Annotated in this window: 14 protein-coding genes; 2 read left to right on the forward strand and 12 right to left on the reverse strand. The window is 69.1% G+C overall.

Annotated features, from left to right (window positions below):
* From L324_RS08445 to L324_RS08500, 12 genes are all read right to left on the reverse strand, one after another.
* Positions 1–441 (reverse strand): acyl-CoA thioesterase, encoded by a 441-nt coding sequence (locus L324_RS08445; RefSeq protein ID WP_037305514.1) that lies wholly within the window; start codon positions 439–441, stop codon positions 1–3.
* A 2-nt stretch (positions 442–443) separates the two neighbouring features.
* A complete protein-coding gene (locus tag L324_RS08450) occupies positions 444–6266 on the reverse strand; it encodes a type I polyketide synthase (RefSeq protein WP_037305515.1) in 5823 nt (1940 codons plus the stop codon).
* A 165-nt stretch (positions 6267–6431) separates the two neighbouring features.
* The gene (locus L324_RS08455; RefSeq protein WP_037305533.1) at positions 6432–7388 is read right to left on the reverse strand and encodes a carboxymuconolactone decarboxylase family protein; all 957 of its coding nucleotides are present in this window, start codon (positions 7386–7388) and stop codon (positions 6432–6434) included.
* A 226-nt stretch (positions 7389–7614) separates the two neighbouring features.
* Entirely contained in the window at positions 7615–9282 is a 1668-nt protein-coding gene (locus L324_RS08460) for a GMC family oxidoreductase (RefSeq protein WP_037305516.1), read from the reverse strand.
* A complete protein-coding gene (locus L324_RS08465) occupies positions 9279–9836 on the reverse strand; it encodes a DUF5987 family protein (RefSeq protein ID WP_037305517.1) in 558 nt (185 codons plus the stop codon). The genes L324_RS08460 and L324_RS08465 overlap by 4 nt, the downstream gene beginning before the upstream one ends.
* 5 nt (positions 9837–9841) lie before the next feature.
* Positions 9842–11194, reverse strand: a complete 1353-nt coding sequence (locus L324_RS08470) for a cytochrome P450 (protein ID WP_037305518.1) — start codon at positions 11192–11194, stop codon at positions 9842–9844.
* Positions 11191–12177, reverse strand: a complete 987-nt coding sequence (locus L324_RS08475; RefSeq protein ID WP_037305534.1) for a hypothetical protein — start codon at positions 12175–12177, stop codon at positions 11191–11193. Before L324_RS08475 ends, L324_RS08470 begins: the two co-directional genes overlap by 4 nt.
* 5 nt (positions 12178–12182) lie before the next feature.
* A complete protein-coding gene (locus L324_RS08480; protein WP_037305519.1) occupies positions 12183–14150 on the reverse strand; it encodes a CRTAC1 family protein in 1968 nt (655 codons plus the stop codon).
* Positions 14147–15124, reverse strand: coding sequence for a DUF1702 family protein (locus L324_RS08485; protein ID WP_081736238.1), 978 nt, complete (start codon positions 15122–15124; stop codon positions 14147–14149). The genes L324_RS08480 and L324_RS08485 overlap by 4 nt, the downstream gene beginning before the upstream one ends.
* Positions 15125–15266: 142 nt before the next feature.
* On the reverse strand, positions 15267–16169 hold the full coding sequence (locus L324_RS08490; RefSeq protein ID WP_037305521.1) for a helix-turn-helix transcriptional regulator: 903 nt from the start codon (positions 16167–16169) through the stop codon (positions 15267–15269).
* A 201-nt stretch (positions 16170–16370) separates the two neighbouring features.
* On the reverse strand, positions 16371–17855 hold the full coding sequence (locus L324_RS08495) for a SagB/ThcOx family dehydrogenase (protein WP_037305522.1): 1485 nt from the start codon (positions 17853–17855) through the stop codon (positions 16371–16373).
* A gap of 18 nt (positions 17856–17873) precedes the next feature.
* Positions 17874–20147 (reverse strand): TOMM precursor leader peptide-binding protein, encoded by a 2274-nt coding sequence (locus L324_RS08500; protein ID WP_037305523.1) that lies wholly within the window; start codon positions 20145–20147, stop codon positions 17874–17876.
* A gap of 221 nt (positions 20148–20368) precedes the next feature.
* On the opposite strand from L324_RS08500, the gene L324_RS08505 reads away from it, so the two are divergent.
* Both L324_RS08505 and L324_RS08510 read left to right on the forward strand, forming a co-directional pair.
* On the forward strand, positions 20369–21208 hold the full coding sequence (locus L324_RS08505) for an AfsR/SARP family transcriptional regulator (RefSeq protein WP_175583832.1): 840 nt from the start codon (positions 20369–20371) through the stop codon (positions 21206–21208).
* A gap of 46 nt (positions 21209–21254) precedes the next feature.
* On the forward strand, positions 21255–21941 hold the full coding sequence (locus L324_RS08510) for a winged helix-turn-helix transcriptional regulator (RefSeq protein ID WP_037305536.1): 687 nt from the start codon (positions 21255–21257) through the stop codon (positions 21939–21941).
* The last annotated feature ends 4 nt before the right edge of the window (positions 21942–21945 follow it).

Consider the following 21945-nt stretch of genomic DNA (forward strand, 5'->3'; position numbering starts at 1 on the left):
TCATTCTCCCTTGCCGTTGACCGCGTACGGGGCCAGCGCCTCACGCAGCTGCTCGGGCACCCTGCTGGGCACCGTCGCCGTGTTCGGGCCGCGCATGCACGCGATCCGCTGCCGTCCGCGCGCCACCAGCCGCTCGCCCTCGTCGGTGAGGTGGACGTAGTCGAAGGTGAACTGGATCTGGGTCTGCGTCAGCTCTTCCAGCCGCAGCCGGATGGACAGCTCGTCGAACGCGGTGATCTCCGCGTAGAACTCGCAATCGACCTTGAGCGTGAACAGCTTGAGGTCGTGGCGGACCTCTTCGAGTACCGCGGGTGCCTTGTCCTTCAAGAACATCTCGCGGCACCGGCCCTGCCAGCGCACGTAGTTCACGTAGTAGACGTTGCCCACCAGGTTGGTCTCTTCGAACCCGACCGTATGCAGGATCTCGTAGTAGTCGGCCATGGTCAGTTCTCCTCTCCCTGGAGCACCGCGAAGACGACGGGATCGGTCCGGTCGTTGACGGTCGTCGCCCAGGTGGCGATGCGGGCACTGCCGTGGGAAAGCACCGCCCAGCCGTCCGGGTCGACCCGGTGCACGGTGAGCGCCTGTGTCATGTCGCCGGTCTTGCGCACGCATTCCAGCGCGCTCCAGACCCGGGTGTGCGCGACCGAGAGCGGTTCGCGGGCATCGGCGGCGAGCAGTTCGCCGACCGAAAGCAGATCCTCGCCGAGCAACCCGGCCCAGTCCTCCGGTGTCCGCTCGATCGCCGTCTCGACGTCGCACGCGATCCGGCCGCTCCCGGCGATCGCCAGGGTGAGGTCGGCGCTGTGCGACGCGCTCACCTCGACCCCGTCGGCCTCCGGTTTCCCGTCCGGGCGGTAGCGGATCTCGAGCGGGGCGTCGACCGCGCGGCCGGCGGCCAGCGCCGTCTGCGCCCGTCGTTCCGGTGTGGTCTCGACGGAAACGCCCACCGGGTCCGGTTCGACGACGATCGCCCGGGACGAGCCGAGCAGCCGTTCGGCGGAACGCTCCAAATAGGACCCGAGCATCGACGGGACCCAAGGCCCTTCACCGTCGCGTTTGCGGACCGCGCGCAGCTTCAGCCCTTCCCAGCGCTCGACGAGCTTCCCGTCGGGGTTGCGGACGTCGAGGTCGTAGACGTAGCTGTCGCCGTCCTGCGACCGCTCACGGGCGTCGAGGAGCACGTACTCCGGATGCTGCTCGCCGGGTTCGGCGAGGTACAGCCGCTCGATCCCCTGCGGCAGCAGCGTCGCGTCCGGGACGCAGCACTGGATCGCGTGCATCATCGCGTCGCGGGTGCCCGGGTCGGCCAGAAGCTGTTCCTGCGGGAGGAACGGCGCGAACCAGTCGACCTCGGCGCCGGTCGCGATCTCCGCGACCGCGTGCCGCGCGCTGGCCCGCCGGTAACCGGTGACCCGCTGGAACCGCTTGCCCTGGAACAAAACCGTGCCGTACAGCTCGGTCGTCGGGTCGACCGGGACCGGTGGCAGCGCGACGTCGCGGACCACCGTGTCGCCGAGCGGATCCGGACGGCTGAACCGCAGCCGGGCACGGAAGTGGTCGGCGCTGAACCCGGTCTCCCCGCTGCGCAGCACCACGTCCACCGTTTCGGCGTCCCTGGCCAGCGCGGCGAGCCGGATCGTGGTCGAGCCGCCCGGCGAGACGATGATCGGCCGCAGGAACTCGACGTCGGAGAACACCGGCGCCGGCAGGCTTTCCGCGGCCAGCGTGGCCTTGGCGACCTGCGTCATCGCCTCCATCCCGATCACCGCGGGGAACAGCAGCTGACCGTCGAGCAGGTGGTCGGCCAGATACGGGTCGCTGCCCGCGGAGAGATCGGCCTCGGTGATCAGCTCGACCCCCGGGTAGTGCACCACGGCGCGGTCCACGAAGCGGTTCAGCGGCAGCTCGCGCTTCTCCACCGGCAGGGTGGCGAGCCCCGCGGTACGGCCGCAGACGACCAGTACCGACGGGGCCGCCGGATCGCCGACGACCTGACGGAGGATCTCGATGCCCTCCTCGGTCGGGATGGGGGTGATGCCGTCGCGCATCAGGGCGCTGACGACACCGAGCTTCTCGCCCATCCCGGTCCCGGACCAGACCGACCATTCGAGCGCGATCGCCCGCGCACCGGGGTGCTCGAGGCCGAAGCGCACGGTCAGTTCGGTCATCCAGTCGTTGGCCGTGGCGTAGTGCGCCTCGCCGCGCAGGCCCGCCCGCCCGATGATGCTGCCGAAGGTGACCAGCAGCTTGATCTTGTCCTTGTCGACGGCGTCGAGGACGGCGTTGAGGCCGCCGATCTTCGGCGCCAGTGTCTTGCGGAAGGTCTCCTCGGTCAGGGAGAACAGCGCGGCGGGCTCGTTGCGGCCCGCGCCGTGCAGGACCGCGGTGACCGGGCCGAACTCGGCCTGGATCCGGCCGATGGCGTCCGCCACCTGCCGGTCGTCGGTGACGTCGGCGCGTTCGTAGCGGTAGGTGATGCCCGCCGCCGCCATCCGGCCGAGGTTCTCCGACAGTTCGGCGTCGTCGGCCGGGTCGCTCCGGCCCAGCAGTGCCAGTTTCGCGCCGGAGTCCTTGGCCAGCGCCAGCGCGCTCTCCGCGGTGATGCCCTTGCCGCCACCGGTGACGAGCAGGACGTCGTCGGTGCCGAGCGGCGTGCCTTCCGCCTCGGCCGGTTTCAGGGCGCCGAGTTTCGGCACCGTGCGGACCCCGGCGGAGTCGTAGCGGACCTCGCTGAAGTCGTTCGTCGCGGCGACTTCGGTGACCACAGTGGACACCGCCCCGGCGACGGCTTCGGGGTCGACCGGGTTGACGTCGGCCAGATCGACGATCGTGGTGCGGGCCGACGGGTCCTCCAGCCGCAGCGTCTTCGCCAGGCCGGAAGCGCCGAGACCGTGCTGCACCACGACGAACCGCGTGCCGTTGGGCGCGGCCAGCACCGCGCGGCCCGCGTCCAGGAACAGACCGACGTCGTCGGCGTCGCTGTCCTCGTTCAGGCAGAGAAGGACACCGTCGCCGACACCGGCGCCCGCCAGTGCCGCGCGCAGCGGCTCCGCCAGCGGGTGCCCGGGCGGGGCGAACGACGTCCACTCCGCGGTCGAAATGCCGGTCGTGAGATCGGGCGCGGGCTTCGGCGCCACCACGTACTCGACCGCGAACGGCCGGACCCACGGTCCGACGCCGGCGACCTCGGCCTGGTTGCTGTCGGCGGGTTTGGCGGTCTGCGCGAGTTCGTCGATCATCTCGGCGAGTTCGCCGAGACAGACGGTCGCGAAGTTCGGCATGCCCTCCAGGGCCGGACGGCCGAGCGCGCGGGTGACGTCGTTGACCAGCTGCCCGACGGTGATCGACGAAAGGTGCAGGTCGTCGAGCGGATGCGTGTCGGCGGTGACCGCCTCCAGCGGCAGTTCGACCCGCTCGGAGGCGAGTTTGCGCAGCAGGTCCAGCGTGCTGCTGCCGCCGTTCTCCGATGCCTCCCCGGAAGCGGCCGCCTCGGCGGGTTCGGCGACCCGGTCGCGGGCCAGTTCCGCGCCGATGGACGGCGCGGCCTCACACGGGCTGGCGAGGAACGAGAACTCGCCGTCCACCGGCAGGGCCCGGACGACCCGGCCGGCGAACAGTGCCGAAGTCTCCAGCGGGGCGCCGAACGCGAACGCCGCGCCGGCGACCTTGAGCACCGCGGCCAGCGTCGGGCTGTCGGTGTCGATCGCGAGCACCGGGGTGCCGGGCGCGATCTCGCCGAACAGACCGGTGAGGACCCGGCCGGGGCCGACCTCGATCACCAGGTCGCTGCGCTCGGCGACCTTCGCGGCCGCCTCACGGAAGCGCACCGGCAGCACGACCTGGTCGCGCAGCAGATCGCGCAGGTCCTCGGCGGCGTGCAGGACGTCGCCGGTCACCGTCGACACCACGGGCCGGTCGAGCCGCGCGAACTCGAACGCGGTGAGTTCCTCGGTCATCGCTTCGGCGGCCGGGACGACCGCGGGCGAGTGGAAGGCATGCGAGACGTTGATGCGGGTGGCGGTGAAACCCTCCGCCCTGGCACGGGCGACGACCCGGTCGATCGCCTCCGACGGTCCGGAAAGGACGGTCTGCTCGGGCGCGTTGTACCCGGCGATGACGACCTCTTCGCCCTCGGCGAGCCGTTCGGCGACGCCCGGCGTGACGGCGATCCCCGCCATGGCACCGTTTCCGTCGCTGGCGGTCGCCATCACCCTGCCGCGGATCTTGGCCAGCTTGAGGACTTCGCGTTCGGTGAGCGCACCGCCCCAGTGGAGCGCGGTCAGCTCGCCGAGGCTGTGCCCGGCGGCCGTCTGCGCCTCGATGCCGAGGCTCTTGAGGACCCGGAGCCCGGCGAGCGAGCCGGTGACGATCCGCGGCTGCGCGACGTCGGTGGCGACCTGGTCGGCGCCGGTCGAGAGCCCCGCGGCGCGGTAGATGTCGTCGGCGTGGGCGAACCGCTTGCGCACCGCGCCGACCGTGCCCTGCCCGGAACCCTGACCGGGGAACAGGAAACCGATCTTCGGGCTCTTGGTGCGCGAACCGGCGAAGATCCCTTCACCGGCGGAGAAGACTTCGGGTTCGCCTTCGCCGAGGAGGTCGAGCAGCTTGGCCAGCTTGCGCTCGGCGTCCTCCGGGTTGGTCGCGACGATCGCCGCCCGCACCGGTTTTCCGGACAGTTCCGCCGAAAGCGTGCCCGCGAGGTCGGCTAGTTCCGCGAGCGAAAGCTTCGGGACGACCTCCAGCAGCCCGGTGAGCTGACCGCGCAGCGACGCGGCGTCGTCGGCGTCGAGCAGCAGCAGCTCGCTGTCCTGCCGTCCGGCGACCAGGGACCGGGTCCGCTCGTCGAGTTCCTTGCGCCGGGCGGCACCCGGCGCCTCGGTGACGGTGACGTGCGAGTTGATGCCGCCGAAGCCCATCGCGGAAACCCCCGCGCGGACCGGGTGACCCGAGGGCCACAGCCCGGCCTCGGCCGGGACGTACATCCGCGCGGAGTCGCCGACCAGCGACTCGTGCGGTTCGAAGTGACCGGTCGCGGGCGGGATGACCTGGTGGTAGACCGCCAGGGTGGCCTTGATCAGCCCGGCGACCCCGGCCGCGGCCTTGGTGTGGCCGATGTTGCCCTTGATCGTGCTGAGCGCGGCCCGGTCGGCGAGCGGGTCGGCGTCGCGGCGGGCGGTGGAGAGCGCCTCGATCTCGGTGGCGTCGCCCAGCGCGGTCCCGGTTCCGTGGCCCTCGAAGTAGGACACGGTTTCGACGCCGTAGCCGGCCTTTTCGTAGGCGCGCTTGAGTGCCAGGCGGTGCCCCGACGCCTCGGGCCGCGTGATGCCGCCCTTGCCGTCGGAGGAGACACCCCAGCCACCGATGGAGGCGTAGATCCGCTTGCCCTGCGCGATCGCGTCGTCCTCGCGCATCAGCACGAGCATCCCGGAACCCTCGCCGGGCCAGAAACCGTTGGAGTCGGCGTCGTAGACCTTCATCTCGCGCTTGGCGAGCGCACCGGTCTTGGCGAAGCCGATCACCTCGAACGGGTCGATCGACAGGTCGACACCACCGGCGATGGCGACGTCCAGGTCGCCCTCCGACAGCGCGTTCGCCGCGGTGACCACGGAAAGCAGCGACGACGAGCAGGCACCGTCCACAGTGAACCCGCCGCCGCCGAAGTCGAAGAAGTTGCAGACGCGGCCCGCGATCGTGTTGGCCAGCCCGCCCGCGAGGGTGTCCTCGTCGATCTCGGGGAACGGCGCCTTGTACTGCGCCTCGAGATCGTGGAGGAACTCGGCGGTGTCGCCCTCGGCCCAGCCGCGCTCGGCGAGCGCCGCCGCGACCGTGCGGCGGACGTACGGCCAGCGCAGCCGCATGATGTTGGCCCGCGAGAACTCACCGGTGAGGCTGTTGCCGATCACCACGCCGGTCGCCGGCCTCGGCAGCCCTTGGCCCTCGGGGAAACCCGCGTCCGCCAAGGCCTGCGCCGCGACGTCGAGGGCCAGCCAATGCGTGGTGTCGGTGGACCGGAACGTACTGCCCGCGACCTTGTACTTGATCCGGTCGAACTCGTAGTCACGCAGGACCGCGGCCTTCTTGGCGTAGAAGCGGTCCGGAGCCTTGGGATCGGGCGAGTAGTAGTCCTCAAGGTTCATCCGCTCGTCGGGCAGTCTCCGGAATGCCCGGCGGCCGGCGAGGACGTTCTCCCACAGTTCTTCCGGGGAACCGGCGTCCGGGTATCGGAGACCGATACCGACAATCGAAATCCGCTCAACGCTCATGCCACCGCACTCCCCTAGCTCTCAACCACTCAAGTCATGGAATCCGGCCCCGGCGCCGGGCTCTGCCCTCGGAAACACGCCGCCGTCCGCATCTGCAGTCCGGTCAAGCATGACCCTGAGCCGGGCTGACAGTCTTCTCTCATGTTGTTGAAGGCCCGCGCGCCTTTAGAGGACGAAACGCGTGGGGCGCTGCGAAACACGGTGCGCGGCGGCGGTGAAAGCCGCCCAGCCCACCAGCTCGATCAGTTCCCGGTCACCCAAACCCGCGGCGGCGACCAGAGCGTCGTCGACCTGGTAGGGCGCTTTCACCACCAGCAAAGCCAACCGGACGACGGGATCGTCGAAGGCGTCCACCCAGGACCGGCTCACTCCCGGCGGCGATCCGTCCCAAGTGGACAGTTCACGCTCGACGACCTCACGCACCGAAGCGGGAATCGCCAATGAGGCGAACACCGATTCAGCACGGGAGAAGGCATCTTCGACGACCGGATTCCCGGCCGCCCAGGAGAAATCCCGCGAACCGGGGCCCAGCAACGGCAAGGACAGACCGGGCGAAGCGTCCTCGACGGGCTTCAAGAACCGGCCCAGCATCGCCTTCGCCTTCGCCCGGGCCGAATCCGGCACGGACGAAGGCAGCGGCGACGCCCCGAGGAACACGCTCACCACCCGGTTCAGGTAGTGGAACGTGAACGCCACCGCGGTCAGCTCCGTGCGAGCCGCGGGCGGCAACGGCCCCGCGAGGGGATCCGCGACCGGACGCCCCTCCACGATGGCCGAGGCCGCCGAAGAACGCCCGAGCGAAGCCAGCGCCATCCCGTGGACCTCGACGCAGTACGGGCACGCGTTCGACCGGGACACCAGGGAAGCGACGACCTCCCGGTCCGCCCGGCTCGTCGCGCCCGCCGCCACCAGCGATTCCCGCAGCATCACCCAGCTCGCCGCGAGCACCGGTGGTGACGGCGAATGCAGCGCCACCGGCGGGGCCAGCATGCCGAAGTCCCGTTCGACCTGCCGGTAGACCGCACGCACCTGCCCGGTCGCCCGGCCGTAGGACACCGGCCGGACGTGCCGCACCTCCCGCAGCGCCCGCCGCAGCGCGAGTTGTACCAACTTCGGTGTCATCGAATCTCCCATCTCGAATGTCCCCGAGGGGGCCGTGAAGGCCCCTTCTCGCGGCCGAGATCGCGTTTAGCGGGCTGGTTCTGCGTGGGGTCGTGAGTGGTAAGTGTCGTTCTAACGCCCTTTATCACTCACGACCCCCGCACAAATCCGCGCAAATTACCTAAACCAGGCGCCGTCGCCTCGAAAAGTGGCCCTTATGGACAGTCCAGAGCCGGGCTGAGCCCAATCAGCTTCCGGCGACCAGGGACAGTTTGCTGACGGCGCGGCGCCCGGTGATGGATCCGTCGGGTGCCGGAGCACCGTAGGAGACGTCGACCCCGCGTGCCTGCAGCGCCCGCACGATCCCCGGCACCGAACGCTCGGCCAGCGCCGCGATCGTCATCGCCGGGTTCACCGTCAGCGCACCCGGCACGGAGGCGCTGTCGGTCACGAAGATCCCGGGATGGTTCCGGAGTTCGTGGTTCGGGTGCAGGGCCGAGGTCTCCGGGTCGTCACCGATCCGGCACGACGCCAGCGGGTGCACGGTGTACGCGCCGACGACGTCGTTGGTCCACGGCGAGACCTTCGCGAGGCCGTCCTTCTCCAGGATCTCCTTGCACTCCGCGTCGGCCAGCGACCAGCCGTGCAGGGTGTTCGGCGTCGGGTCGTACTTCAGCGGCCCGCGGCCGAGCATCTGCTGGGAGATGCGGTAGGCATTGCCGGTGGGCGGCGGCGCGCCGAAGACGCCCTCGTTGTCGTCCTCGGTCATCAGGAAGATGGTGAGCCAGGACGCCCACTGCTTGAGGATCTCCTTTTTTTCCACCCCGAACCAGCGCGGCACATCTTTATCAGACCCAGTGCCTTCCGGCACCTGCGCGAGGATCGTGCCGAGCCCGGGCGGGAAGTACAGCTGCTCCAGCGAGTACCGCTCGTACTCCGGCAGCGAACCGTCGAGCTTGTCCCAGTTCGCCACGGTCGGGCCCTTGCCGATGTGGTTGGCCTCGTAGACCTTACCGTCCTCACGGGACAGTCCGAGCACCTCGCGGACCCGCTCCTCGTTGATGATCGCGGTGTTGAGCCGCTCGCCATTGCCCGAGAAGTACCGGCCGACCGCGTGCGGCATGGTGCCCAGCGCGGACTCCGAACGCTGCAGGATCACCGGTGTCGCACCGGCGCCGGCGGCGATGATGACGACCTTCGCGTCGATCGTCCCGCTGCCGGAGTGCACGCGGTAGTCGACGTCGTCGACGACGTTGAAATGCACGCGGTAGTCGCCGTCGTCGATCCGCTCGATGCGCTGGACCTCGTGCAGCGGCCGGATCTTCGCGCCGTGCGCGAGCGCGGCGGGCAGGTAGTTGGTCAGCAGTGAGCGCTTCGCGTCGAAGCGGCAGCCCGCCATCATGAAGTTGCAGTTGACGCAGCGGTCGTTGTCCACCGCGACCGGCGCCGGGTTGGCGGTGCGCCCGGAGTGGTCACAGAAGGCCGCCCACAGGCCACCGGCGTACGAGACGTCGTTCCAGTCCTGTTTGGACACCGGAAGCGAATCCGAAACCCGGTCGTACCAAGGCTCCAGCGAGTCCCGCGTGATCGCCGACGGCCACATACGACGGCCGATGCTGCCGTGCCGCTCGAAGACGAACTTCGGCGCCCGCGGCATCGCGGCGAAGTACACGACGCTGCCGCCACCGACACAGTTCCCGCCCAGCACGCTCATCCCGTCGCCGACGACGAAGTCGAACGCCCGGGTGTAGGACGAGCCGAGCAGGTAGTCGTGCTCGAAGTCCTTGGTCTCCAGCCAGGGCCCGCGTTCCAGCACGGTGACCTTCGCCCCGCCGGCGGCCAGGTGGTAGGCGGGGATCGAACCGCCGAACCCGCTGCCGACGATGACGACGTCGGTCTTGTCGTAAGCACTCATGCCGGGCTCCCGGAGGGCGTGGTGTCAGGGTGGAGTTTCGCCAGTTCGCGGCGATAGGAGAACTTCGGGAACCGCCACAGGCCGTCCTCGTCCGGCGCGGTGTAGCCCATCGCCAGCAGGCCCGGGTGGCCCTCGGCGATGGCTTCGGCGGTGTGCTTGTGCGCCGCGCTGTCGAAGGACATGTTGCAGAACAGGGCGAGGCTGACCCAGCCGTCCTTCTCCGGATGTCCCGGCGCGGTCAGCGAGCGCACGAGCGCGGTCCTGTCCACGAAGGACAGTGCGACGAACGAGGGAAGTCCTTCGTCGAGGGTGAGGTCGTGTTCCTTGGCGTAGACCTTCGCGTGCTCGTTGAGGGACTGCGCGAGATACGGCAGCCCGACCGTCACCCCGGTCGCCTCGGTGTGCAGCAGTTCGAGCGCGCCTGCCACCACCGCACCGGGTCCCGGTGAGGCCCCGGCGATCGCGTGATCACCGGGGAACCGCTTCTCCCCGGGGATGATCGTGTCCGCGTAGGCCTCCAATGTGGACACCTTGGTCTGTTCGTCCGAATCCACGGAACCTACCTCCTGTTCCTGGTGTGCACGGTCATCGGCAGCCCGCCGCGTACCCGGAGCGACAACATCGCCTCGGGAACCACGTCGTAGCCCGGGAGTTTCCTGAGCTCGAGGTCCCGCAGGACCATCGTCAGCACGAAAACGGCCTCCATCACCCCGAGGCTGTTGCCGATGCAGAACCGCGGCCCGGCGCCGAAGGGGATGTAGGCGTAGCGCGGACGGCCGCTCGGCCGGTCCGGATCGAACCGGTCCGGGTCGAACTTCTCCGGTTCCGGCCAGAAGGCCGGATGCCGGTGCAGCGTGTAGGGCACGACGACGACGTCGGAGCCGGCGGGGATGTGGTAGCCGCCGATCTCGTCGTCGGCCTGCGCCACCCTCGGCAACAGCCACACCGGCGGATACAGCCGCATGACCTCTTCGACGACCCTCGCGGTGTACGGCAACCGGTGCAGATCCTCGTGAGTCGGCAGCTGGTCGCCCAGGACGGAATCCGCCTCGGCCCGCAGTTTCGCCGCGACGTCCGGATGCTCGTCGAGCAGGTGGAACGCCCAGCCCAGCGTGCTCGCCGTCGTCTCGTGCCCGGCCAGCAGCAGGGTGATCAGCTCGTCCCGCATCTGCTCGCGCGTCCCCGCCGAGTCGATGAGCCGGGACAGGACGTCCTCGCCATTCTCGACCGGGTTCGCGAACCGCTGCTCGACGAGTTCCTCGGCGATGCGCCGGAGATCGTCCCGCGATTCCCGGAACCGCAGCTGTTTCTTCAGCGGAGCCCACTGCGGGACCATGCTCAGCGTCACCGCTTCGAACATCGCCTGGTCCTGCACGGCCTCGAACGAATGGCCCAGCGAGGTGAACCCGCCGAGGTCCGCGTCGAGCAGCGTCTTGCCGAGCACACCGAGGGTCAGCCCGGTCATCTCGTGCAGGATCTCCACCGGCCCCTTGGTATCCCGCAGGCGTTTCACGAGACCTTCGACCTCGTTCGCGACGACGGAGGCCTGCCGCGCGATCCGCTTCGGCTGGAACACCGGCTGGATCGTGCGGCGCTGCTTCCGCCAGATCTCGCCGTCGCTGGTGAGCAGCCCGTCGCCGAGCGCCCGCCTGGCCTCCTGGAGGCCGATTCCCTTGTGGTAGTTGGCCGCGTTGTCCGCGAGCACGTGTTTCGCCAGCTCGGGGTGGTTCACCAGGTACATCGTCTTGGGACCGATCGCGATCCGGACGACGTCCCCGTGCGCCTCCGCCGAATCCGACATGAGCGCCAGCCGGTCGGTGAAAAGCTTCTTCAACAGACCGAAGGTCGCTCTGCGCGGCGGCCCGGGGGGCGCGAGACGCGCCCCCCGGGTGGATTCCGCACCGGAGGTCATGCCGCCACGGCCCCGGTTTCCGTCTCCGGCTTCTCGGCCGGCTTGGGCAGGGTCGTGATCTCGGCCGACTTCGCCTGCTCGGCCTCCCACTTCTCGGTGGCCTTCTTGGAGAAGTGCAGGCCCCACAGGAACATGCCGCGGATGAGGCAGACCAGCGCGGTCGCCAGGAACAGGCCGTACGCGACGTGCACGATCATGAAGAACCCGTACGCCAGCGCCACCCCGGAACCGAACAGGACCTGCGACGCGGGCTTCGACGGGGTCGTCCCCGGGTCCGTGACCATGTAGTTCGTGTAGAGCACGAACGCCACGCCGGTCATCATCCCGAGCGCGCCGGGGATCGCGGTGTCGAACACCAGTCCTCGGATGATCGCCTGGAGCGCGAAGGTGATGAGCCACGCGCCGATCAGCCACATCCGCTGGGTCAGCATCGCGTTGAGCACGGTGCCCGACACCATGATGATGCCGACGATCAGCCAGCCGACCCAGGAGTCGACCTGCTCGGTGAAGTGGTAGGGCGGCGCGATGCTCGCCCACGGGAACACCAGCAGGATGATCGTGATGCCGAAGTTCGACGGGTTCATGTAGTGCCGGAGCCTGCCGCGCACCGGGGCCTGGAGGACCCACTTGGCGCCGACGGCGACCACGACGCCGAACATCATCACCAGCACCTGGTCGTTGACGTAGGTCAGCATGTTCAGCGCGAGACCGGTGATGTGCGCCGGGAAGAGGAACTCCACCAGTCCCTTGAAACCGTTGCCGCGGAAGCGGACCGGGCGGCCCTGCGCCCGGGCGCCGATGATCTCCAGCAGGATTTCCGTGGTGTACGCCGTCGCCAGCGCGATGAACGGATAGGTGTAGGGCTGCTCGAAACCGAGCACGGTGTAGCCGATGATGTTGAAGATGGTGATCGAGATCGCGAACCGGCGAAGGGCCGTGATCGTCTTGTTGCTCTTCGGTGCCGCGAGTGTCTGCTCAGCCATGACGGTCACTTCTCCTTAGCCTGAGCGCCGAGCTGGAACGTGTGGCTGCCCGGGGTCAGCTGGACATCCTGGGTACGGATCTGTCCGGTCAGGTCGCGCCACTGCAGGCACACCTTCACCGGCCCGGTGACCTTGCCGAGTCCGATCTGGATCTCGTGGCTGCGCTTGCCGGAGTGGCCGCTGCCGCCGTCGACGCGGTCCATGTACTTCTTGCCGTCGGGGGTGACGACGGTGACCTGCGCGCCGATCGCCGCGGTGCCTGCCGCCTTGAGCGGGCCGTCGGCCGAAGCCTTGTCGTGCACCAGCTTCAGGTTCAGGTACGCACCGGAATCGGGGCTGACGTTGTGGTAGAAGATCGGCTGCTCCCACTGGCGGGCCACGGCGAAGTCGAGCTTGCCGTCACCGTCGGCGTCGCCGGTGGCGATACCGCGGGTGGGCACCGGGACGGCCAGACCGAGGCGCGGGGCCAGGTCGGTGTAGCGGCCGTCGGGGCCCTTGGCCCAGAAGTGCAGGGTGTGGTCGCCACCGACGTCGTCACCGGCGACCATGTTCGGCCAGAAGTACGGGTGCTTCAGCAGTTCGTCGTTCGACGTCGCCAGCTCCTGCAGCTGCGGCCAGCGGTTGACGTCACCCTTGACGAAGCCGGTGGCCTGGGTGATCACCGATTCACCACTGTTGTTGTAGTCGGCGATCTTGACGTCCCAGCCCCAGCCGGACCACGCGGTGCCCGCCTGTGCGCTGCGGTCGACCCACGGCGCCTCGCCACCCTGCAGACGGCCGCGCAGATCCGCGGTGTCCTTGGCGGTGTTCATGAACTGGAAGTGGCTTTCCTCGATACCCCAGGAGGTCGTGATGTTGCTGACGTACAGGTCGTAGAGACCGTCGTGGTCGAGGTCGGCGAAGTCGACGCCCATTCCCTTGAAGGAGTCGTTGCCGAGCACCTTCGACTTCGGTTCGTTGGGCCCGCGAACGCCCTTCACCTCGGCGAATTCGACGTGGCCGGGGCGGGACTTGTTGTACAGCAGGCGGTCGTGCCCGAAGTCGTTGCCGATGTAGAGCTCCGGCAGGTTGTCCCCGTCGACGTCGGTGGCGCTGGCGGCCAGCGACCAGCCGCCGCGGGCGTCGGCCGGGATGGCCTGGTCGTCGCATTCGAAGGTGACCGAAGGCTTGCCGCCCTGCGTGGTGGCGCCGGTGAACCGGAAGATGTACTTGCCACCGGCGTTGTCGGCGTGCGACATCGACTTGTTCATCTCGACCCCGCCCTCGACGCGGTCATCGAGCACCGCGCTGTCGGGGAAGTAGTTGCCGATGAAGATGTCCTGGTGGCCGTCGCCGTCGAAGTCACCGACGGTCGCGGCGTTGGTGTTCCACAGTGGACCGGAGTACTCGCCGTTCTTGGCGTTGTTGCCCGGCACCAGTTCCACCGGCACGTAGGACTTCGGTTCCAGGGTGGTCGCGGAAGGCTTGGCGAGGAACACGACCGGCGTGCGGCCCCAGTAGTAGGCCAGCAGGTCGACCCGGCCGTCCTCGTTGAAGTCACCAGGGACACAGCCCATGGGCGCGATGTACTTGCCCATCGGCAACGGCGCCGCGTCGAGCGCGAACGGCTTGTACCGGTCACCGCCCTTGCCCGGCGTCGGGGTGACGACCACCTGGTCGCTGCGCGGATCCACGAAGCACAGATCGTTGGCGAGCTTGTCGCCGTCGAGGTCGTTGACCGCGATGGCGGCGCCGACCGAGGAGATCCAGGCGCGGATGTGCTCGTACTCCTTGTTCACCGTCCGGATCGACTGGCTCTTCGCCGCCTCCGGCAGGGCGATCGTCAACGGCTCGAACGCGTACTTCGAGGCCATGGTGTCCGCCTCGGCTGTCGAGACCGTGGGCAGCTGTGCCACCACGAACAGCCCCGCCATCAGCAACAGCGCCACGATGCCCGCAAGCTGCTTGCGGAGCCAGCCCAAGGTCGCGGTCATTTACCTGCACCTCCAGAAGTGAGTACCTCGGTGGCGATGCGCTGTCGCCAGGTTTCGAAATGCGGGAGTTCGCCGTCGACCACCACGGCGGGGCGGACTTCCTGGGTGATGGCCGCGGCGCGCTCGGCCGACAGCCCGCAGATCGCCTGGGTGGCGACCTCGGTCTCGGGGATCAGCAGTCCGGCGCGGATTCTGGCCTCGGCGGCGAAAGCACTGCCCTGGGCCAGGTTCCCCCGGTGCTCGCCGGCGAATTCGGCCAGCTTCAGCAGTTCGTCGGAGGTGACACCGCACGCGTAGGTCGAGGCGAGCCCGATCCCGGCATAGAGGTCTCCGTGCCGGTGCTCCGGGAATCTCGCGACCGTGTCGGCGACGAGATCGACGTCGGTGCCGCAGATGAACCACAGCGCCCGGCCGATGCCCTGGTCGATCGCGCGCAGCGAGTAACCGTTGTTGCCCGCGGGCCAGTTGAAGTCCTTGTCCTGGAACTGACCGTCGATGTACTTGGCGGTCTTGAAGTAGGCCTGGTGGAAGCCGTACCCGTCGAGCACCAGCCAGCGCAGCAGCGGGTCGAACTCCTCGGCGGACGGCCAGCGGAAGCGCGGCAGCCGCGCCATCGCCCAGCCGACGCCGACGTAAATGATGTAGTCGTGCTTCACGGCCGGGCCGTCGAGGAAGTCCGCGATATGCCCGCGACCGCCGCCCGGCAGGCCGTCGAGCATTCCGTAGCCCATTCCCGCGCCCTCGTAGGCGAAGCCTCGGTATTTGACCGGAATGCGCTCCAGCCATTCCTCGGCCTGTTCGGTGCTACGCGCTTCCACCGCGTGCGCGTAACCGAGGAGGAATTTCTCTCCGACCGTCTCCAGCAATTCTTGAGCGGCTGGGCTCTTCTTGTGGAAACCCCGCTTGTCCAGCGACGTCTCGGAGACGTCCGGTGTGATCATGCGACGTCGTAACGTGCGCCAACCATTGCCCAACGCACTCTCCCCCTAACGGGTGGATTCGAATTCTGCGGACTGGTTAAAGGCTCACATGGGTGCCGATGCCCCAGCTACTCCACGGTTGCGCCCGGGGTTCTCCCGGTTTGCGTAACCGGGAGAACCGGGGAATAGGCCCGGCTCAGGCCACCGCGCGGAGATAGTCGGGGGCGGGCATGGTCATCCGGTTTCCGGTGGAGGTCGGGCCACCGGCGAGGGTGATCGCCATCGGCGCGTCGGTCGGCTGCGGGGTGCGCATCGGCATCCGCAGGTGGACGCGGCCGTGGCGGGTGATGTCGACGCGGCCGGGCAGGGTGCCCACCGAGAACGACGACGCCGCGGTCCCGGCGGCGTGCTCGGCGACCGCGATCACGGTCCACCGGCCCTCCGGGACGTTCTGGATCTCGATGTCCGCCGAAAGGACGTTCGCCCTGCCGCCGAACGCGACCGGGCCGCACTGCGGGATCGACTCGGCGAACAGTCCGATGAGGACACTCGCCGGACCGGCCCCGCGCGGGGTCTCGACCCGCACGCTGATCGTCCCGGTGCCCGCGTGCAGCGACGCGCAGCCCATTCCGGCGTTGTGCAGTGACTCCAGCGACGGCAGCCGCTGGAAATGCGGGGCCAGCGCCACCAGCAGCTCGCCGACCTCGGGATCGCGGTACTGGGTCGGGGTCATCCCGACCGCACGGGTGAAGCGGCTGGTGAACGTGCCGACGCTGCTGTAGCCGACGCTGCACACGATGTCCGACACCGTCAGCGATGTCGTCAGCAGCAGTCGTTTGGCTTCGAAGAGCCGGATCGCGGTGAGATACCTGCCGGGGGTCACCCCGGTCGCCTTGGTGAAGATCCGCGAGAAGTGGAACGGGCTGACGAAGACTTCCGATGCCAGCACGCCCAGGGTGATCGGGTCGAAGTACCTCGCGTGCATCGACGAGATGGCCTGCAGCACCGCGGGTTGCAGGGGAGACGCCGGCTCGGGAAGCCGACCGGGTTCGATGGCGCCTTTCTCGTTCGCCGCCGTGGCGACTGTTCGTAGCTGCATCAAGACCAACCTCGGATTCGCTGTCGCTTTTCCTCTGCTCGCCAGCAAACGCGCCGGCTGTTTCAGAGCACTCGACACGCGATCGAGATCGGCCTCACCTGGGGTTATCCGGTTCTGCCCGATCGGCGAACGGTCGAATCGGCGGCACGGAAGGAGAACCCGGGCCTGGCGGACCTCACCGTGTAGGTCAGAACGTGACGGTCAGGAGGGGAAGTCGAGAACGCACTCACCGACGCCCACTTCGGCGGGCCAGTCGAGTTTGAGGGCGCGGTCGACGCGGTCGCCGGCGTCGACCGGGACCGCGTGCGCGGCCAGCCCCATGGCGCGGGCCACGAGATAGAGCGTCTGCTGCAGAGCGCCGACATGCGACAGGGTCGTGGCGTACGCGCCACCGCCGAGCACCGACGCCATCCGCGGCATCCGGGCGGTCACCGTGATCAGCGCCGAGGGCCGCCGGTGGTTGCCACCGCCGATCATCGCCATGTCGAGCATCGCGGCGAGATCGGCCTCGTCGTCGTTGACCAGGCTGAGCCGGTGGTCGAGCGGGTCGTAGTGGTAGATCCCGCGATCGAGCCCCGAGCAGCGGTTCACCGAGACGTACAACTCGAGTTCGTACAGGCACGCGACGCTGAAGTACGGCCGTTGCGAGGCGCTGTGCACCGGTCCTTCGGAAGCTTGCCCGTGCGGGAAGTGCGCGGGCCCGATCGACCGAATCCTCGCGCCGCGGAACAGGAACTCACCGATCTGCTCGGCCGAAAGCACACTCTCGGTGAACTCGGGGCAGGTGTGATCGTTCTCCAGCAACGTGGTCAGCGTCGGATCGGTCACCGCGCGGGCGGCCAGATCCGGCCGGTAGAGCAGATGGACCGGCCCCGCACCGGGTGCGGCCTTGACCACCGGAGGGTTCCCGAGCCCCGGCAGATCGGCCGGGCCACCGGGCCGCCAGGTCCGGCTCGTGGTGTGGAACAGCAGTTCGTCCGGGGACCACAGGCTCAGTTCGGGATCTTCGTCCTCGGCGAACCGGCCGTGCTCCCCGGCGAGCTGGACGACACCCGCGGCCACCAGATAGGAGGCGATCGCGGCGACCACCCCGGCCTCGATCCCGGTCGTGGACACGATCTCCCCCACCGACTTCGCCGTCGCCAGCGTCGCCGCGACGTGCACCGCCCACGGCTGGTAGAGCACGACGCGGTAGCGCGCGGACGGCGACTCCAGCCCCATCCCGTAGGCGTCGGAACGCAGGGAACAGAAGCGGGACAACCGGATCGGGCGCGCGGGCGGGACCTCCTCCGTGCCGAACACCGGTGCCAGCGCCACCGGGATCACCGACAGCAGCGGACCCCTCCCGTCGGCGAGCCCGAGCGAATGCACGACGGAGCCGCCGAGTTCCTTGAGCGCCTGCCGCAGCGCGTCGGCGCCCTCGGCCGTCCAGCTCAGCTCGCCTTCGAGGTCGGGCTCCCGCTCGACCGGCTCCCACGACGACGTCACGTTCGCCAGCGAGATCGGCCCCAAGGCCATCCGCCGCAACGATTCCCGGACCAGTGGCTCGGCGTGGTCGAAATCGAACTCCCCCCAGCGCGTGACGACCACCAGTGAGCCGTCCTCACCGATCTCGACAAGGCTGTCGTCGGTGAGCGACCACAAGGGGATCGTCTCGGCAACACCGCCGGGGGGATCTGTCCTCAACTGCTGCTCCAGCCGGGTCTACAAGAACATGGGGAAGGGATTCAATCTTTCGTACGGGGTCGCCTCGTCGAGCCTGCCCAGCCGCACCGGGACGTCGAACAGCCGTCCCGGTGCGAAGCGGCTCCAGAAGGGCCGCAACCCCGGAACGACGACCCGGACCACCGGGAGGTCGATGTCGGGCCTGGTCTGATCGAGCACCAGCGTCTCCATTCCGAGCACGGAAAGCTTGCGCACCAACGATTCCACGTCGTCCCGCACGTCGGACCGCCGGACGAACTTGAAGTCCGCGGCCCGTTTCGCCGAACGTCCAGGCGCCGGCAGCAGATACGGCTGGTTCGCGACCGTAGCGTGCCGGAGCCACCGCGCCGCGTCGGGATCGTCGAGCTCGACGTCGTTCTCGAGCACCGCCGGGATCATCTGGTTGAGCTCGCTGACCGCCCTCCGCAGCGCCGTCCTGGGATCCAGGTGGGCGCCGAAGCCCATCATGACGTTCTCGCGCGGCCCGGCGATACTCCTGGACAGCGCGACCATCACCGGGACACCGAGATCCGCGGTCAGATCGAGGACCCACAGCTCGCGGCCCGCCCGCGCGTACTGGCCGGCCATCTCCTCGGCCCACGGGTCGTCGAACGAGGCGATGTCGACGCCGGGCACGGGAAGCCGGTTGTACCACCACATCGCGACGGCGTCGCGTTCGACGAGTTCGAGCAGTCCCTGCAGGATCGCGTCCTCGAGGCTGCTGCCCGCCGCGCAGCCGTTGGAGTCGGCGCGCATCCCGCCGATCCCGCATTCCGGCGGCACGCCGTAGTAGAGGTACGCCGTCGGCATCAGTTTCCGGCGCTGCTGCGACAGCGACCACAACGGCGTCCAGTCGACGGCGGCGGCGTCGTCGAACCGTTCCGGGACATGCTGGAAGATCGCGTGCCTGGCGTTCCACTCGTCACGGCCCGCGTACTGGCGCTCGTCGAAGAGCATGCACGAGTTCGGGTGGACGGCGTCGTCGCCGAGCGCGCGGAAGGAGTCGTGGATGCGCAGTTCGTCGCCCTGGTAGTTCGCCGAGAACCGTTCGAGCGCCTCACACAGCGCGCCGACCTCCGCGTCGAGCGGGCTCGCGCCCTTGCCGCCGTTGTCGCCGCGCAGCCCGGCCTGCAACCCGGCCTCCCCGCGGACGCGGCGGGCGACGTTGAGCCCGGAACGGTAGGCGTTCACGAACGCCGGCGCCCTCGGGTCACGGGCGATCTCCTTGATGATGCCGGTGACCGGGCTGACCAGATGGCCGTAGCGGTCGAGCACCTCGACCGGGGTGAGCGTCCGGTGCCCGCCACCGCCCGACGTCGCCTTCTTGGCCTCCCGCAGCACGACCGGCTCGGCCGTCCGCGCCGCGACGATCCCCTCGTCACCGCATTCCGGGCACTGCGGGCGCCGCCGCAGTTCGTGCAGCCGCCCCTGCAGGTCGAGGGTGTCCAGGATCCACACCGCCTGCTGACCCGGATACCGGTGACCCGCCAGCCATTTCGACGCTTCGAGCGAGATCAGCTGCGACGCGGCCGCGGTCAGCGGCGGCACGGCGGGCATCGGGAACGAAGCCGGGCCGTCGTGCCCGAGGACCTCCTGCACACAGGCCTCCGCGTGCCGGTGCCCCCACAGCCGGTTGGTCAGGCAGTGCCAGCAGCCGGACCGGCCGGGCTGCAGGATCGGGCCGATCCACACCTGCGAACCCGAGGGCCTGGCCAGCAGCCACGGCCTCCCGGTGCGCCGGTGCTCCGCGTCGATCTCGGCCAGCATCGGGTCGAGGTAGTCGTCGCACAGCACGATCGCCAGTTCCGACGCCGTCGCGACCACCTCGATCCCGCTCGCGCCGAGCGCGTTCTCCACCTGCGAGGTGTCGACACCGCGGCCGATCGCGGTCAGGCTCGCGGTCGCGGGCTTCTGGCGGGAGGCCACCGCGGACGCGTCGAGACCGCACGCGTCCCAGTACGCGAGCGCGCGCTCGTCCCCGCTGAGCTCGTCCGGGACATGGACGGTGACCAGACCCGCCTCGACCAGCCTGGCCAGTACGCCGGTGACCTGTTCGGTGCTCATCCCCTCCGGGCAGGCGGAGAGGACAGCGTCGAGGTCACGGGTGCCGTCGAGCAGCGCCGCCACCGAGGCGACCTGCGCGCCGCGCATCGCGATGACACCCTGTTCCGAGAACAGGTAGGCGCCGTTCCCTTCGCTGATCTCCGCACGCAGGTGCCGCTTGAACCCCAGGCCACCGCTGATCGAGCCGGACGTCGACGATGCCTCGCGCATGAGAACCCCCATGGTCGGTTCGGTCCCCCGAATCCTGCTGGGCGGGGACGGGCACCGACCAGTGCGCTCTTCACGGCTCGGATGTGAAAAACCCATGTTTTCCCGGGACGCACGCACGCGGGACCTGGTGGACGGCTCACTGGCCCGGCGCCCCGCCGCTCTGTCACTGTCGACGTGCTGGAAAACGGACACGACGCGTATCGAGCTGGAGGGCGCTTGCGATGTACGCCGGATCACGAGTATCGGACACGCACCACGGCTCGGCACCTAACCCGAATCCGGACCTGTCCGCAAGCCCCGTCCGCTTCACCCTCCTCGGCGCGCTCGAACTGGTGCGGGACGGGATCGACTACGCGCCGACGACGCCGAAGCTGCTGCAGGTGCTCGGCATGCTGGTGATGAGCCCGGGGAAGATCGTGCACATCGACACGATCGTGCAGGAACTGTGGGCCAACGACCCGCCGCGCAGCGTCCGCACCACCATGCACACCTACATCTACCAGCTACGCCGGTGCATCGACGAGAACGACCTCGCCCCCTACGGCGAGGCCATGCTGGCGACGAAACCGCCGGGGTACGTGTTCCGGATCGCCCCGGAGCAGGTGGACGTCTTCGAGTTCCAGGCGCTGCAGAAGAAGGGCCGGGAACTCCAGCTGCGGGACGAGCACATCGAAGCGGCGAAGGCCTTCCGGTCGGCGCTGGACCTGTGGTCCGGGCCGCCGCTGGCGAACGTCCACTGTGGACCGGTGCTGTCGGCGTACGCCGTCGACCTGGTCGAACAGCGGCGCAGCACCCTGCACCTGCGCATCGAGGCGGATATCGCGGCCGGGATGCGGCACGAGCTGATCGGCGAACTGCGCTCACTGGTCAGCGCGAACCCGCTGGACGAGGCCCTGCACGGCCAGCTGATCCGCGTACTCGGCCGCAGCGGACGACGATCCGACGCCCTCGCGACCTATCGCCAGGTACGCGCGAGGCTCAACAATGAACTAGGCGTGGAACCCTGCGACGAACTGCAGGTCCTGCATCACGGCCTGCTTTCCGAGGGTGAACCGGCGTGAACGGCGGAGCACACTCCCGGCACGGAACGAAAGTGAGGATCGGCGGATGAGCAGTCGTACCTATGGGCAGTTCTGCGGTCTGGCCCGCGCGCTGGAGATCATCGGCGAACGCTGGTCACTGCTGATCGTCCGTGACCTCGTCCTCGGCCCGAAGCGGTTCACCGAGCTGCAGGCGGGCCTGCCCAAGATCCCGGCGAGCACGCTGTCCGCCCGGCTCAACGAACTCGAGCAGTCCGGCGTGCTCCGCCGCCGCCTGCTCCCCCAGCTCGACGCCGCGGTGGTCTACGAACTCACCGAGTACGGCGGCGAACTCGACCAGATCGTGCTGGACCTGGGCCTTTGGGGCGCGCGGTCGCTGGGGCGGCCCGCCCCCGAGGACGTCTTCACCCTGGACGCGGCGATCCTCTCGCTGTACACGACCTTCCAGAGCGAGAAGGCCAAGGGCATCCACGCCACCTACGAACTGCATTACCCGGGCGGGATGGTCCTGCACGCGATCATCGAGGACGGCGCGCTCAAGGTCGCGGACGGCGCGCATCCCGGTGCCGACGCGATGATCGAACCGCTGGGCCCGTTCATCACGGACCTGCTGAGCGGCCAGCTGTCCCCGGCCGAAGCGCTGCGGACCGGCAAGGTCCGGCTCGAAGGGGCCACGGAGTACCTGGAGCTGTTCACCGAGCTGTTCCAGATCCCGGCCGCACCGAAGGCGGCACCCGGCATCGTCGTGCGCTGAACGA

The organism is Amycolatopsis orientalis DSM 40040 = KCTC 9412 (assembly GCF_000478275.1).
GTDB classification, from domain to species: domain Bacteria; phylum Actinomycetota; class Actinomycetes; order Mycobacteriales; family Pseudonocardiaceae; genus Amycolatopsis; species Amycolatopsis orientalis.